This is a genomic window from Paraburkholderia sp. GAS348, assembly GCF_050434205.1.
Lineage (GTDB): Bacteria > Pseudomonadota > Gammaproteobacteria > Burkholderiales > Burkholderiaceae > Paraburkholderia.
This window is the reverse complement of the sequence record NZ_JBNPVT010000005.1, coordinates 438,119-452,034: the sequence shown is the minus strand read 5'-3', so window position 1 is coordinate 452,034 and position 13,916 is coordinate 438,119. Positions and strand designations below refer to the sequence as shown.

The window sequence follows — 13,916 nt, the reverse complement described above, 5'->3', positions numbered from 1 at the left end:
ACGCCCGTGCCCGAGGGCCGGTTGATGTTCACCTGATCCAGGCCGTTCGGTGTCTGTACGACCGAAGGCGAGTGCGCGCCGCTGGGAACGATCTGTGCGCCCGACAGCGACGGCAGCGCGCCAATAAGTGCGAGTGCGGCGAACGCGATCTGCCGCAACGAAAAAATCACACCCTGTGATTTTCTGCTACCTACCGTGATCTCTTCTGCCTGCTTGCCGGTTGCCGCGGCGGTTTCCTCGACGGCGACAAGCATTCCTCTCAGTCGGCTGTACACCAGCCTATATGTCTTCCGGTTCATTCTTCTGCTTCGTTTTACGGATTTTTAACCGGCCGTAAACTAGCGGAAATCAAGCTAACTATTTGTCAACAATTCGCAAAATTCGCAGTGCTACAACATTTTTATCAAATCGTACTTTTCCTATAGAGCATCAACGCGATATCGCGTCGCCCGAGCGGGCAAAACAGCCATGTGTCGACATGGGGAATTTCAACGAATGCTGCGGGATGGAAAGCGTGCAAAGACGCCGAGCAACAGTATTGGCGGCGAACGCGGCGTTGCCATAGGGCAACTCGTGGTGCTGGAGCAGGTGCGCACGGTAAACAAAAGCAACGAGATTGCGGCGATTCCGCAGTTGCTTGCCCCCAAGGCGACTTCCTTCGGGGCGTTGAGAACCGCATGCACTGTATGCTCGACATAGCCTTTGTTGAAGACCAGTGCCGCGTAAGGGTCGAGAATGCCGCACAGAACTTCGCAAGCAGGAAAGCGCTACGAGACCAATCGCAGTGCAAAGTGCGGTTCAAAAAAATCAGACCCGCGAAAAACGGGCCGGACCTCCGTGACTAGCCGCCCGAATGGCGGCCTCAAAGTTATCAACAGAATCTGTTCGCAAATCTGTGCATAACTATCCAGCAAGATCGACAAGCTCTTGATCCGTCTACTGTTTTTACCGCTACGTCGAAGTTGGGCAAGCTGGCGGGACGCCGGCGTCAAGCACATCCATCACGCGCCGCGCTCTTCTTCGCGCCATTGCTGCCGCGCACGCACCATTCTGCGCACGGCGAGGCGCGCCATCTTCACCCTACCCGACGGACGCGGGTCGGCGAGCATGTTGAGCGCGTGCATAGTCGAGCGTGAGGCCGGGCGTCCACGCCATCGTCGTGGCGCGTTTGCGCTGTTGCGCGGCTACCCACAATTCGGCGTCGTAATCACGCGCAAAAATGGCCGCCAGCCACCGAGGCTCCCCCAGACCCGCGCCGACGCGCCTTCGATCGCCGCTGCAAGAGCGCGCGATACGCTGCTCGAACAATTGCGGTGCGTCAGGTTGTAGGTCGCGTCGCGCGAAATCGTCGGGCGAGCGATCGATCTCGACGCCCGGATACAAGCTGATATAGATGCCCTCCGGCGATTCGAGCGCGGCATGCCCGGTTGATATCACGCCGTTACGGTCGCAATCTTAACCACATTCACGGCGCTGGCGCAGCAGGGTCCGGTGTGGCGGCGGTCTGCGCGTAGCGACGCTCTCACGCAGCGCCGCTACGCGAATGCATCGCGCATCGGCGCTGCACGATCGCAGCGAGATCCACTCAGGCTCGACTCAGGCGAACGCCACTCAGGCAGCCGCGGCTTGCTGCATCGCCTCGCCCTGCTCGCCGCCCAACGCGTCGAGCAGATCGCCCAGCATGCGGTCGAGTTCGGCGGTCATCAGCGTGACGTCGGAATCGAAGCGTTCGTCATCGTTCTGCGCGGTGGGATCGCTCGCTTCCTTGAGGACGTCGAGCGGCGCGATACGCTTGATCGTGAGCGTTGGCGTCAGCACGAACGAGACACGATCGTTCCACGTCATCGCAAGCCGCATGCATTGCTTGCCGGCTTCGATATGACGGCGCATATCTTCGGCGTCCAAAGTATGTCCAACGTAGCGCACTGTCGCGTTGCCTTCCGTCGGCGAGCGCAACTCGGTGTCCTGGTCGAGCGTGAAACCCGCGGGACCTTCACCGGAAAGCAGCCATTCGGTCATCGCCGCAACCGGCGATTGCGTGACGCGCACCGTGCCGAGCGGCAGTTGATCGATCGATTTCACCAGCAGGCCGCGCACTTCGTCGGCGACCGCTTGCGAGCCGGCATCGATCACGAGCCAGCCGTTTCTGGTATCGATCCACACGCGTGTATCGCGGCGGATGCTGAAGGCGCGCGGCAACAGTTCGTCGGTCACCTGTTCCTTGAGTTCGCGCATCTGCTTGCGGCCGGGTTTGAAGCCCTGCTGCTCTTCGAGTTCGAGCGCACGCGCCTTGGTCACTTGCGTGACGACTGAAGCGGGCAGCAGTTTCTTTTCGGTGCGAAACACCAGCAGCATCTGGCCATTGAGCGAATACACCAGCGAGCCGTTGTCGCGCGGCGACGCCCAGCCGTGGCTTTGCATCTCGACGCTGTTGCCGGGCGCGAACGCGTGCGGCGCGAGCCATTTCTCCATCTGTTCAGGGGTGACGGACCACGGAGCGGGGAGACGGTGCAACTGAAGGTTTTTGAACCACATGGGCAGGGTCTTGTACGGGCAAAGCGCGTCATTCTATATGACGGCGAAGACGGAGCGGTCAGGCCATCGTGGTCTGCCAGATCAGTCTTAGGGCGCGCTTTACGTTCAAATCACCTAAACTTTCTGATAAACGCGCGACCTAGACGGAGGCGGCCATGGCCGATGAAACCGCACCCTGGCAGATAGTGGAATACGAGGGTTTCGAAATTCACGTGGCGCCGTTCCTGAAAAGCCCACCCGACGAATCGAAGCCGCCAGCCGTGCCTGACAATCGCTACACGTATGTCGGTTACGTGTGCCATCCGGGCGCCGATCCGGCCATCCCTGGGCATACGGTACCGTTCCATGCAGACGGCGAAGAGAGCTTTGCCGGCAAGGATGAAGCGCTGTACGAAGGGGCCCATGTGGGACGCAGCATCGTCGACGGCACGCACCCGGATTTGACAGTGCTGCCGCTGGTAACAGGCGGCGTGTAGGGACACTGGGCGGTCCGCATCTGACGGACCGTCGGCGCACGGAAAGAAATCGAAAGACAAAGTGCGCCGAAGGGCGATCCACGCCGCGATTCCCAGTCGATCCGTCGCGCGTCGCGCGGCCCCACCGAAAGCCATCCCCACCGCCCGCTGCGCCGGCTTCCGATTGGCGCAATCGGAATTGTCACGCGGCTATAATCGCGGTCGCCCCCTATCTTGAAAGAAGTGCACGGAACCTCCGGCTATCGCATCGGCAAGCCGAAACGGTAATGTTCACACGAATTTTCGATCTGTGATTTTTTGCTCCCAGCCCGATCTGGTTAAGCACAGCCCTGCTATTGCTCGCGCCCGCTGTGAACCTCGTGTGGCGTGGCGGTGATCTTTACACTCGGCTGGGACGGCCCGCGCGACTGGCGGGTGCTGACGGTCAAGTTGCTCGCGCTGGTGAGCGCCACGTTTCTGGCGGCTATCGACTCGCGCAAACAGGAGTTGTCGAAGCAGGCCAGCAAATAGCATGACCGGCAACGGCCGGCGACGACCGTTCATTGCAGCATCCGGGGCGCAGAGCACCCGGCCGTCGACATCGCGGTTGCGGCACGCATAAAACGGGCCTGACCTAGACATCCATTAGAATCTGGCCACATCGCCATCCAATCCCGTACCATGAATAACAGCGTTCCGAACAGCCCTTTGTCTGCACAGGCCCAGCCGCTCGTTACGGTGCTGCTGATCGCTTACAACCAGCAAGGGGTGATCGCGGATGCGGTGCGCAGCGTGCTCGCGCAAACCTATACGCCCCTCGAAATCATCATTTCCGACGACGCCTCCAGCGACGGCACCTATGCCGCAATCGAAGCAGCAGTACGCGATTACGACGGCCCTCACCAGGTGATCACGCAGCGCAACCCGGCCAACGAAGGGATCAGCGCGCATCTGTCGCGCCTCGCCGCCATGGCACGGGGGGAATTGCTGTTTGTCGCCGCCGGCGACGACATGTCCGCACCGAACCGCTGCGAACGGGTCGTCGAATACTGGCTCGAGCATGGCCGGCGCCCCGATCTGATCGCGACCGACCTCGCCGACATGGACGAAGCCGGCAACGTGCACGAGCGCATGGCGCCGACCGAACTCGACAACTACCGCAGCTTCGAAGATTGGCTGGCGCAACGGCCGTGGCTGGTCGGCGCGGCGCACACGTGGTCGCGTCGGCTGTTCGAGCGCTTCGGCCCCATGATGCCCGGCTCCGCGGCCGAAGATCAGGTCATGACGTTTCGCGCCATCGTCTCGGGCGGTGCGCTGAGCCTGCGCGAGCCGCTCGTGAGGTACCGGCGCGGTGGTCTTTCGAGCAAGCGCCGCTATCGGACCACGGCTGAACTGGTTGCGCGCATGCGTCAGGGCAATGGCTTCGCACTCGTGGAGACTGAACAGATACAGCGCGACGCCGACATTGCCGGCCTTGGAGACCAGATGCGCGCGGCGCTCGCGCCGAAACTCGCGCGTGAGCAGTTCATTCACGCGATGTTCGACGCCCGCGGTCTCGGCAAGCGCCTGACGCTCCTGACGGGCACAGGCACGGTGAAGCTCGGGCTGCGGATCCGCATGTTTTTCTACACCACCTGCCCTGCGGTCTATGCGCCGTCTCTCTGGCTGAAGCGGCTCAAGCGAAAAGACTGAACGCACTTGTATCGACAGCGTCCGCTGCCACGGTCTACGGCATCGGCTGTCGATGCACGAGGAGTGGGCCACACTGCTCCTGTCAATAGCGGGCTCCTGGCCTGGCGGCGCTGCGCATCCAGACGCTGCGCAGAAGGCGGGTCCGGTATAATCGCTTCGGCCAAAGCTCTAGCTAACACAGATCATCCTGATTCCATCTCGAAGCTGATCATCTGAATGCGCGGTGCGGCACGCCGACCCGAAGCGTTCTTATCCGAGATGCGGCGAAGCAGCCACAGACATATGTCCTGACAGAACATGCCGCAGCCGAAATGCCCCTAAATCTGCGCTAATGAACAGAATCCTAATTGTTAAGGTCACTTCGCTGGGTGACATCGTTCACGGCCAGCCCGTGGTATCGGACCTTCATCGAGCCTTTCCCGGAATCAAAGTGGACTGGGCTGCGGACTCGGCGTTCGCAGACATCCTTCGTTGGAATCCCGGCATCGACCGTGTCTTGTGCGCACCGCTGCGTGGTTTCAAGAAGCGGCGCGGCCTTGATGATCTGAAGGCGATTGCGGCATCGATCGGCGAATTGCGGCGTGAGAAATACGACGCCGTGCTCGACTTGCATGGCGTCTACAAGAGCGCGATCATCGCCTTTCTCGCGCGCTCGCGCCGCCGCTACGGCTACCGTGCGGAAGATCTCGGCGAGAGCGGCGCTGCGTTCGCCTATACCGAGCGGTACGCGCCACGAGGCAATCTCAACGCATTGGACGGACTGCGAAACACCGTCAGCCAGGTCTTCGGCTATTCGCTCGAAGGCACGCCGCGTTTCGGCCTGCGCATTCCGGCGCCGGCCATGGCGCTCGAAGCAGCGAAACACGCACCGTTTGCCCTCTTCTTCCATGCGACCTCAAGCGACGAAAAGAAATGGCCCGTCGGTCACTGGCACAGTATCGGCCGCTCTCTGGTGGATCAGGGGATTACACCTTTGTTACCGTGGGGTTCGGAAGCGGAACATAAGGACGCGGTCGCGATCGCCGAAGGAATTCCGGGTGCAATCGTGTTGCCCCGTCTGAGCGTGGAAGCGGTCGCGCAGCACATCGAAATGGCCGCGCTGATCGTCGGCACGGATACTGGATTCGTCCACCTCGCGAGCGCCCTGCAAAAGCCCACCGTGATGATTTTCACGGCGACCTCGCGCGGCCACTTCGGCATCAACGTGCCCGGCCTGTCGACGTCGGTCGGCGACGAGGGACGTCCGGCATCGGTTGACGAAGTGCGTGAAGCCATCGGTGCAGTGCTGGACCGCCCTGAAGACTTCACCCAAAGCGGCGCCGTCAAGCCATATGACAGGCCCGCAAAATAGCGCATAAGCCACTGCCGTCAAAAAAAATCTTACTCACAAACTTCCACGCCGGATATGCCCTATCACCAAAGCGGCGTGACCGTTGTGAAGAACGGCGTCGATATCTTGCTGTTTTCGCCTCCCGACGCGGAAAGGATGCTGCAGCGACGCGGCAATCATGCAAGGTGGCCCGCGCGGCCGTCGGCCAGTGGCTCGGGTGCGCGTCCGGGCTTATTTGCTGTCGAAAATGCGCGTGGCCAATGCCAGAAGCACATCGACGTGACCGGTCACCCGCGCATCATAGAGGACCGCATCACGCGCCAGCCCGGACGACAGCGGCGTCGGGTCGGCGAGCCGCTGTTGTACCGCGCGCTCGATGGTCGCCCGCAAGTCGGCGACGTCGTCCGGTGCGAACACGAACTTTGCGTGTTCCGCGATCGCATCGCAGCAGCCGATACTCGACGGAAAGATCACCGGTGTGCCGCACATCACCGACTCGACGCCGACCAGTCCAAACGGCTCATACTTCGAAGCGAGAATTGTGAAATCGGCGGCACGATAGGCGTCTTCGATTTCCTTCACATAGCCGACGTAGCGCAGCCGCCCGGAGGTGCGCTCCGGCGGCCTGCCCGCGACGGCGACAACCACCGGGAGCGCCGTATCGTGCAAGGCCGCTTCGATCAGCGGCAAACCCTTGCGCTCGTGACTGCTCGACGGAAACAGCAGCACGATCTCGTGATCGGCGAAGCCCAGCTTGCGCCGTAGCAGAGCGCGCTGCGCGCTGTCCACCGGCGTGAAGCGTGCGCCATCGACAGGCGGATAGAGCACGCGAATCTTTGCCTCATCCACGCCATACAGCTCGCGCAGTTCGTCATGCATCAGCTTCGAGTGCGCGACGATGACGCTCGCCTGCTCATACTGACGGCGCTCGAGCGCGATCTGCCAACGGTCCGAACGCCGTTGCTCTCGCCCGATAGCACGCAAAAAACCGAGATGGGTGCCGCCGCAAATCGCGATTTCGGACGAATCGACCCGGTTGCAACCGATCAGCACATCGACCTGCGCCGTCCGGCGCGCGCTGCGCAAACGGCGTGAAAACCAGCTATCTCGAAACTTGCCCGGCAGCAGCGAGACGCGGATGCGATGCGGCTCGACCATGCGGCTTTCCGGAACCGACATGTCGAAGCGGCGGGCAAAAAACGCCGGCTCGATGCCCATCGCGGCGAAGCCGCGCACGAGATCCATCGCGTAGCGCTCGAGACCGCCACTATGCTTCAGCGCATTGCTGGAGAGTCCAATTTTCATGATTCAGGCGACGGCGCGCGAGCGCCTGGTCAAACGTAAAGGAAAAGCGAACAGACGTGACCAGGTCACGCGGACGGCGGCGCTGTCCGTGCGCAGCGCGACACGGATACAGACGGAAATGCATTGAAAATCCCGCCGCGCGTCACGCTGCGTCTTGCTGAAACTGGATGCGATGCAGATGCGCGTACAGCCCGCCTTGCGCCAGCAGCTCGCGATGGCTGCCGCGCTCGACAATCCGCCCTGCTTCCATCACCAGAATCCGGTCGGCGCGTTCGATGGTCGACAAACGGTGCGCGATCACGAGCGTAGTGCGGCCCTTCATCAAGGTTTCCAGCGCCGCCTGCACGTGGCGTTCGGATTCGGAATCCAGCGCCGAGGTGGCTTCGTCGAGGATCAGGATCGGCGCGTCCTTGTAGATCGCGCGCGCGATCGCCAGACGCTGGCGTTGACCGCCCGAGAGCATCATGCCGTTGTCGCCGACCAGCGTATCGATGCCATTGGGCATCGCCTCGACGGTATCCCACAGGTTCGCCGCGCGCAGCGCCGCCTTGACCTTGTCCGGATCGGCCGTCTGCCCATAAGCGACGTTGTTGGCCACCGAGTCGTTGAACAGCACCACGTCCTGGCTCACCATCGCGACCTGGCTGCGCAGCGCGTGCAGGCTGTATTCCGGCAGCGCAACGCCGTCGACCAGAATCTCGCCGCCGGTCGGATCGAAAAAGCGCGGCAACAAATTCACCAGCGTGGTCTTGCCGCTGCCCGACGGGCCCGCCAGCGCGACCATTTCGCCCGGTGCCACCTTGAACGACACGTGGTCGAGCGTGTGGCGGTTGTGCGTGGCGTTGCTGCCGTAGGTGAACGATACGTCGCGGAATTCGACTTCGCCGCGGGCGCGCTCGAGCGGCACGCCGCCGCCCGCCGGTTCGGACGGCTCGTCGATCAGGCCGAAAATCAGCTCGCACGCCGTCATGCCGCGCTGCAGCGGCTGGTTCACGTCCATCAGGTGCTTCAGCGGCGAGATGATCAGCAGCATCGACGTGACGAACGCCACAAAGCCGCCGACGGTAGTCTGATCCGACGACGATTGCACCACCGCGATCGTAATCACCACCGCGAGCGCGATTGACGCCAGGAACTGCGTCAACGGTTGTGCGAGGCCGCCGGAGACGGTCATGCGCATGGCGTAGCCACGCAGACGCTTGCTCATGGCCGTGAAGCGGTCTGTCTCGTACTGCTCGCCGTTGTGCACCTTGACGACCTTGTAGCCCCCCACCGTCTCTTCGACGATGTACGACAGTTCGTTGGTCAGCAGTTGATGCTCGCGGTTCAGGCGCCGCAGGCGACGGTTGATCTTGCCGACCAGCCAGCCGATCCCCGGCAGCAGCACCGCGACGATCAGCGTCAGGCGCCAGTTCAGATAGAACAGATAGCCGAGCAGGAAGACGACCGTCAGCGAATCGCGCACCAGTGTGACCAACACGCCCAACAACACGTTGAGAATCTGGTTGACCTCGAAGACGATCGCGTTGATCACCGTGCTCGCGGTTTCGCGCTGGAAGAACGCCACGCTCGTGTGGATCATGCGGTCGAACATCGTCAGGCGCAGATCGAGCAGGATCTTGTTCGATACGTAGGCGAGCAGATAACCCGAAGCGTATTGCGACACGCCGCGAATCAGCGCGAGGCCGGTCACCGCGACCGGCACGAACCACTTGGCATTGTCGCTGGCGTGCGCGCCGAAGCCCTTGTCCAGCAGCGGTTTGAGCAATGCGGGAATCGCCGCGTCAGTGCCGGCGCTCACGGCCATGGCGACGATCGCACCGATCGCCACCCACATCAGCGGCTTGATGTAAGGCCACAAGCGTCGAAAGACGACGGCGGGCGACGATGTCTCACCTGAACCGATGGGTTTGCTTAACGTAGGCTTCGCGCTCAAGGAATCCTCTGAGAATGCGGGACAGCATCCGCACGGCGGGCGGAATGCCTCACACGCGGAATATCAAAAAACAGCATTGTAAACGGTCGGGGGCGGCGGCCGGGGGTTATGGATTGGCCGGGTTGCGCCGGGTTGTATACTTGCGCGACCCATTCCGCCACCCTGCCCCCCCACGCAATTCAGGTATGCAAGAAACCACCCTCGGCGTCGCCATCATCACCAAAAACGCGGCGGCGCGACTGGCCGAATGCCTGCAGGCCGTAGCCTTCGCCGATCAGATCGTCGTGATCGACGGCGGCAGCACCGACGGCACCGCTGACATCGCTCGAGCACACGGCGCGCGCGTGTTCGAGCAAACCGACTGGCCGGGCTTCGGTCCGCAAAAGAACCGCGCCGTGGATGCGCTCACCACCAGCTGGATTCTCTCGCTCGACGCCGACGAGATCGTCTCACCAGAACTGGCTGCGGCGATCCGCGCGGCGCTGGCCGCTCCCACCGCCGACGTGTACGCGGTGGACCGGCTGTCGAGCTTTTGCGGCCACTGGATTCATCATAGCGGCTGGTATCCGGACTGGATTCCACGCCTGTTCAAACGTGGCGCCGCGCGCTTCTCCGACGACCTCGTGCATGAGCGCCTGGTGTTCGACACGCCCTCGCAGCGCCTGACCGGCAAGCTGATGCACTACTCTTACGAGGACTTCGAAGGCGTTTTGCGCAAGCTCGACGCGTATTCGACAGCGGGTGCCCAGCAACGTCATGCGGCCGGCAAGCGCGGCAGTTTCGGCAAGGCGCTCGGGCGCGGCGCCTGGGCCTTCGTGAGGACCTATGTGCTGCGGCGTGGATTTCTCGACGGTCGCGCGGGTTTCATGATCGCGTTGTTCAATGCCGAGACGGTGTACTACCGGTTTTTGAAGCTGGCGCGGATGGGGGAGAAGACGCAGCGCTAGTGGCTACGGCTCGCCAACGGTTTGCCCACGCGCACCGCGTGAGCAAACCAGCCATCAATAAACGATTTCGATCGAGCTTCCGGCAAACTCACCGCGCAATGCCGCGAGCAATTCGTCGGTCGGCTTTACGCGCCACGCGTCGCCCAGACGCATTTCACCTTGCGCATTCTCGCTGCGATAAACCACCTGCACGGCGAGACCGTTCGGAATCTGCACAGCCTGCCGCTGACCGCCAGCGCCGCCATAGCCCCCGCCGTTGCGGCCACCGCCGCCTCCATTGCCACCGCGCGATGACGCCGCCGGTGCCGGCGCAGCTTGCGGCTCGTCCTTACCCGCGCTATGCGCTTCGAGCACGCGCCGCAACGCCGACGCGTCCGCGTTGCCGTTCATCTGCACCTTCACGGCTTCCGCATAACGGCAACGCGCGCGGCCGAGATCCATCACCGTATCGACGGTGAAACGGATGCCGCCCGTGAACGCGTCGTTACGCGCCGAGCCTTGCACGACCAGTAGTTCGTCTTCCTTGAACAACTGCTTGTGCGCTTCAAAAGTCTCGTTGAAGACCGTCACTTCGCATTGGCCGGTGCCGTCGTCGAGCAACGCGATCAGCATCTTGCCGCGCTGGGTCATCTGCGTGCGCAGCGACGCGATCACGCCCGCGACCAGCTTGTCGCGCCCTTCCTTCAGTTCGCCGATTTTCTGGCGCACGAAACGGCGCACTTCGTCCTTATAGGCATCGAACAGGTGGCCCGACAGGTAGAAGCCGAGCGCGCCTTTCTCTTCCTGCAGCTTCTTCTTTTTCGGCCATTCCGGCTCGTCGACCAGCTCGTGCCCTTGCGACGGCGCGTCGCCCATGTCGAACAGGCCCGCCTGCATCGCGTTGGCGCTTGCCTGCTCGGCCGCTTCCATTGCCAGCGAGACGGAGGCGATCAACTGTGCGCGATTCGCATGCAGCGTGTCGAACGCACCGGCGCGGATCAATGCTTCCACCGTCCGGCGATTGACGATACGACGGTCGACCCGGTTGCAGAAATCGAAGATATCGATGAACGGACCTTCTTCGCGCGCGCGGATAATTTCTTCGATCGCGTTCTGGCCGCTTCCCTTGATCGCACCGAGGCCGTAGCGAATCGTTTTCGACCGCTTGCCGTCCGCTTCCGCAACCGGCTCGAAACGGTATGCGGACAGATTGATGTCCGGTGGCAGCACGGCCATCTTGTTCGTGAGGCAGTCCTCGAACAGGATCTTGACCTTGTCCGTGTCGTCCATGGCGAGCGACATATTCGCCGCCATGAATTCGGCCGGATGGTGCGCCTTCAGCCAAGCCGTGTAGTACGCGAGCAGCGCATACGCCGCCGCGTGCGACTTATTGAAGCCGTAGCCCGCGAACTTCTCCATCAAGTCGAAAATTTCGTCGGCCTTCTCGCCGGCCAGCCCGTTCTTCGCGGCGCCCTGGCGGAACAGCTCGCGATGCTCGGCCATTTCCTCGGCCTTCTTCTTACCCATCGCGCGACGCAACAAGTCGGCGCCGCCGAGCGAGTAGCCGCCGATGATCTGCGCCATCTGCATCACCTGCTCCTGGTAGACCATGATGCCGTAGGTCTCTTTCAGAACAGATTCAACACGCGGATCCGGATACTCCACCACTTCGCGGCCGTGCTTACGCGCACAGAAGCTCGGGATCAGGTCCATCGGGCCCGGACGGTACAACGCCACCAGCGCGATGATGTCCTCGAAGCGGTCAGGCTGCGCGTCTTTCAGCATGCCTTGCATGCCGCGGCTTTCCAGCTGGAACACGGCGACCGTGTTCGCTTTTTTCAGGATCGAGAACGACGCCGCGTCGTCGAGCGGCACCTGCGCGAGCGACCAGTCTTTCTTCGACGGATCGAGACGGCGGATATAGCGCTCGGCCCAATCCAGAATAGTTAGCGTGGTGAGGCCCAAAAAGTCGAACTTCACGAGGCCGACGGCTTCGACGTCGTCCTTGTCGTACTGGCTCACGACGCCGCTTTCGTCGCCCTGCGTATAGAGCGGGCAAAAATCGGTCAGCTTGCCGGGCGCGATCAGCACGCCGCCGGCGTGCATACCGACGTTACGCGTGAGGCCTTCCACGCGTTGCGCGAGTTCGAGCAGCTGATGCACTTCGTCTTCGTTGTCGAAGCGCTCCTGCAACAGCGGCTCTTCCTTCATCGCGTCGGCGATGGTCACGTGCTTGCCCGGCTTGAACGGAATCAGCTTGGCGATGCCGTCGGTGAACATGTAGCCGAGATCGAGCACGCGGCCGATATCCCGCACCGCTGCCTTCGCCGCCATCGTGCCGAAGGTGGCGATCTGCGACACGGCGTCCGCGCCGTACTTCTCCTTCACGTACTGAATCACACGGTCGCGGCCGTGCTGGCAGAAGTCGATGTCGAAGTCGGGCATCGAGACCCGTTCCGGATTCAGGAAACGCTCGAACAGCAGGTTGTAGCGCAGCGGATCGAGGTCGGTTACGCCGAGCGCATACGCGACCAGCGAACCCGCACCCGAGCCACGGCCCGGACCTACCGGCACGCCGTTGTTCTTCGCCCAGTTGATAAAGTCCGCAACGATCAGGAAGTAGCCGGGAAAGCCCATCTTGATGATCGTGCCGCACTCGAATTCGAGGCGCTGGTAATACGTTTCGCGCTGCGCCTCGCGCTCGGCCGCATCCGGGTACAACTGTTCGAGACGCTTTTCGAGGCCTTCTTTTGACAATTGCACTAGGTAGTCGTCGAGCGACATGCCGTCGGGCGTCGGGAAGAGCGGCAGCTTCGGCTTGCCGAGTTCGAGCGTCAAATTGCAGCGCTTGGCGATTTCGACACTATTGGCGAGTGCCGACGGAATGTCCGCGAACAACCCTGCCATCTCGTCTTGCGTGCGGAAATACTGCTCGGACGTAAAGCGCTTCGAGCGGCGCGGATTCGCCAGGATGTCGCCTTCGGAAATGCACACGCGCGCTTCGTGCGCGGTGAAATCGTCCGGCGTCATGAACTGCATGGGATGGGTGGCCACCACCGGCAATTTCAGCGACGCCGCGAGCGCAACCGCCTGCTGCACGTACTGCTCGCCGCCCGGCTGGCCGCATCGTTGCAGTTCGATATAGAAGCCGCCGGGGAATACCTTCGCCCAATGCAATGCGTTGCGTTTGGCCGCTTCTTCATTACCGGCGGCGAGCGCGAGGCCGATGTCGCCCTGTTGCGCACCCGACAACGCGAGCAGGCCTTCACCCAGACCCGACTCGAGCCAGCCGGCTTCGACTTCCGCGCGGCCGCGATACTGGTTGGTGAGCGATGCCTTGCTGAGCAGCTCGCACAGATTCAGATAGCCGCGGCGGTTTTTGACCAGCAGCAGCAAACGCGAAGGCTTGTCGCGGTCGTCCGGATTGGTGATCCAGACGTCGCAGCCGGCAATGGGTTTGACCCCTTTGCCGCGGGCTTCCTTGTAGAAACGGACGAGGCCGAACGCGTTGCCGAGGTCGGTAAGGGCGAGCGCACCCTGACCGTCTTTGGCGGCGGCCTTGACGATGTCGTCAAGACGCACGATGCCATCGGCAATCGAGAATTCGGAGTGGACGCGAAGATGAACGAAGCGGGGATCTGACATGGGCGACATTGTAACTCCACCCTTCTGGAGTTTTCAGGCCAAAACCGCGCGTTAGCCGTTCGGCTTAGGACGGAAACGCGAACGCACCGTAC

The 13,916-nt window shown here is 62.2% G+C and carries 11 protein-coding genes and 1 pseudogene; 6 read left to right on the top strand and 6 right to left on the bottom strand.

The window, feature by feature from the left end; genetic code table 11:
* The 3 genes and pseudogenes from P3T22_RS12405 to P3T22_RS12395 all read right to left on the bottom strand — a co-directional run.
* Positions 1-254 (bottom strand): hypothetical protein (locus P3T22_RS12405; RefSeq protein ID WP_429325096.1); only part of this gene is annotated, 254 nt, incomplete at its 3' end.
* Positions 255-1,001: 747 nt separating this feature from the next.
* Positions 1,002-1,449, bottom strand: a pseudogene (locus P3T22_RS12400) (DUF308 domain-containing protein); the annotation flags it as partial.
* Between the two features lie 162 nt (positions 1,450-1,611).
* Positions 1,612-2,535: a recombination-associated protein RdgC gene (locus tag P3T22_RS12395; RefSeq protein WP_429325095.1), complete on the bottom strand. Its 924-nt coding sequence runs from the start codon at positions 2,533-2,535 to the stop codon at positions 1,612-1,614.
* A 155-nt stretch (positions 2,536-2,690) separates the two neighbouring features.
* Here P3T22_RS12395 and P3T22_RS12390 point away from each other — a divergent pair, with 155 nt between their 5' ends.
* The 4 genes from P3T22_RS12390 to waaC all read left to right on the top strand — a co-directional run bounded on the left by P3T22_RS12390 (position 2,691) and on the right by waaC (position 6,033).
* Complete coding sequence (locus tag P3T22_RS12390) at positions 2,691-3,011, top strand: hypothetical protein (RefSeq protein ID WP_063495198.1); 321 nt, start codon at positions 2,691-2,693, stop codon at positions 3,009-3,011.
* Between the two features lie 372 nt (positions 3,012-3,383).
* Complete coding sequence (locus tag P3T22_RS12385; protein WP_429325094.1) at positions 3,384-3,521, top strand: hypothetical protein; 138 nt, start codon at positions 3,384-3,386, stop codon at positions 3,519-3,521.
* 150 nt (positions 3,522-3,671) lie between these two features.
* Positions 3,672-4,682 carry a glycosyltransferase family 2 protein gene (locus P3T22_RS12380; protein WP_429325093.1) on the top strand — a complete coding sequence of 337 codons (1,011 nt, stop codon included), beginning with the start codon at positions 3,672-3,674 and terminating at the stop codon, positions 4,680-4,682.
* 331 nt (positions 4,683-5,013) lie between these two features.
* Positions 5,014-6,033: a lipopolysaccharide heptosyltransferase I gene (waaC, locus tag P3T22_RS12375; protein ID WP_429325092.1), complete on the top strand. Its 1,020-nt coding sequence runs from the start codon at positions 5,014-5,016 to the stop codon at positions 6,031-6,033.
* A gap of 210 nt (positions 6,034-6,243) precedes the next feature.
* Here waaC and P3T22_RS12370 read toward each other — a convergent pair whose 3' ends face one another.
* Complete coding sequence (locus P3T22_RS12370; protein ID WP_429325091.1) at positions 6,244-7,317, bottom strand: glycosyltransferase family 4 protein; 1,074 nt, start codon at positions 7,315-7,317, stop codon at positions 6,244-6,246.
* Between P3T22_RS12370 and P3T22_RS12365 the strand changes: the two genes are divergently transcribed.
* Entirely contained in the window at positions 7,316-7,444 is a 129-nt protein-coding gene (locus tag P3T22_RS12365; RefSeq protein ID WP_256390475.1) for a hypothetical protein, read from the top strand. The genes P3T22_RS12370 and P3T22_RS12365 overlap by 2 nt on opposite strands.
* Before the next feature lie 15 nt (positions 7,445-7,459).
* On the opposite strand, the gene msbA is transcribed toward P3T22_RS12365, so the two are convergent.
* The gene (gene msbA, locus P3T22_RS12360) at positions 7,460-9,253 is read right to left on the bottom strand and encodes a lipid A export permease/ATP-binding protein MsbA (RefSeq protein ID WP_429325090.1); all 1,794 of its coding nucleotides are present in this window, start codon (positions 9,251-9,253) and stop codon (positions 7,460-7,462) included.
* Between the two features lie 185 nt (positions 9,254-9,438).
* Between msbA and P3T22_RS12355 the strand changes: the two genes are divergently transcribed.
* Positions 9,439-10,200, top strand: coding sequence for a glycosyltransferase family 2 protein (locus P3T22_RS12355; RefSeq protein ID WP_063495193.1), 762 nt, complete (start codon positions 9,439-9,441; stop codon positions 10,198-10,200).
* 54 nt (positions 10,201-10,254) lie between these two features.
* Here P3T22_RS12355 and dnaE read toward each other — a convergent pair whose 3' ends face one another.
* Positions 10,255-13,833: a DNA polymerase III subunit alpha gene (dnaE, locus tag P3T22_RS12350; RefSeq protein WP_429325089.1), complete on the bottom strand. Its 3,579-nt coding sequence runs from the start codon at positions 13,831-13,833 to the stop codon at positions 10,255-10,257.
* Positions 13,834-13,916: the final 83 nt, after the last annotated feature.

What these genes read in the sequence shown, in the direction of transcription:
- dnaE (WP_429325089.1), bottom strand. Translation starts at nt 13,833, where the DNA reads ATGTCGCCCATGTCAGATCCCCGCTTCGTTCATCTTCGCGTCCACTCC.
- P3T22_RS12380 (WP_429325093.1), top strand. Translation starts at nt 3,672, where the DNA reads ATGAATAACAGCGTTCCGAACAGCCCTTTGTCTGCACAGGCCCAGCCG.
- P3T22_RS12370 (WP_429325091.1), bottom strand. Translation starts at nt 7,317, where the DNA reads ATGAAAATTGGACTCTCCAGCAATGCGCTGAAGCATAGTGGCGGTCTC.
- P3T22_RS12395 (WP_429325095.1), bottom strand. Translation starts at nt 2,535, where the DNA reads ATGTGGTTCAAAAACCTTCAGTTGCACCGTCTCCCCGCTCCGTGGTCC.
- P3T22_RS12355 (WP_063495193.1), top strand. Translation starts at nt 9,439, where the DNA reads ATGCAAGAAACCACCCTCGGCGTCGCCATCATCACCAAAAACGCGGCG.
- P3T22_RS12365 (WP_256390475.1), top strand. Translation starts at nt 7,316, where the DNA reads ATGATTCAGGCGACGGCGCGCGAGCGCCTGGTCAAACGTAAAGGAAAA.
- waaC (WP_429325092.1), top strand. Translation starts at nt 5,014, where the DNA reads ATGAACAGAATCCTAATTGTTAAGGTCACTTCGCTGGGTGACATCGTT.
- P3T22_RS12390 (WP_063495198.1), top strand. Translation starts at nt 2,691, where the DNA reads ATGGCCGATGAAACCGCACCCTGGCAGATAGTGGAATACGAGGGTTTC.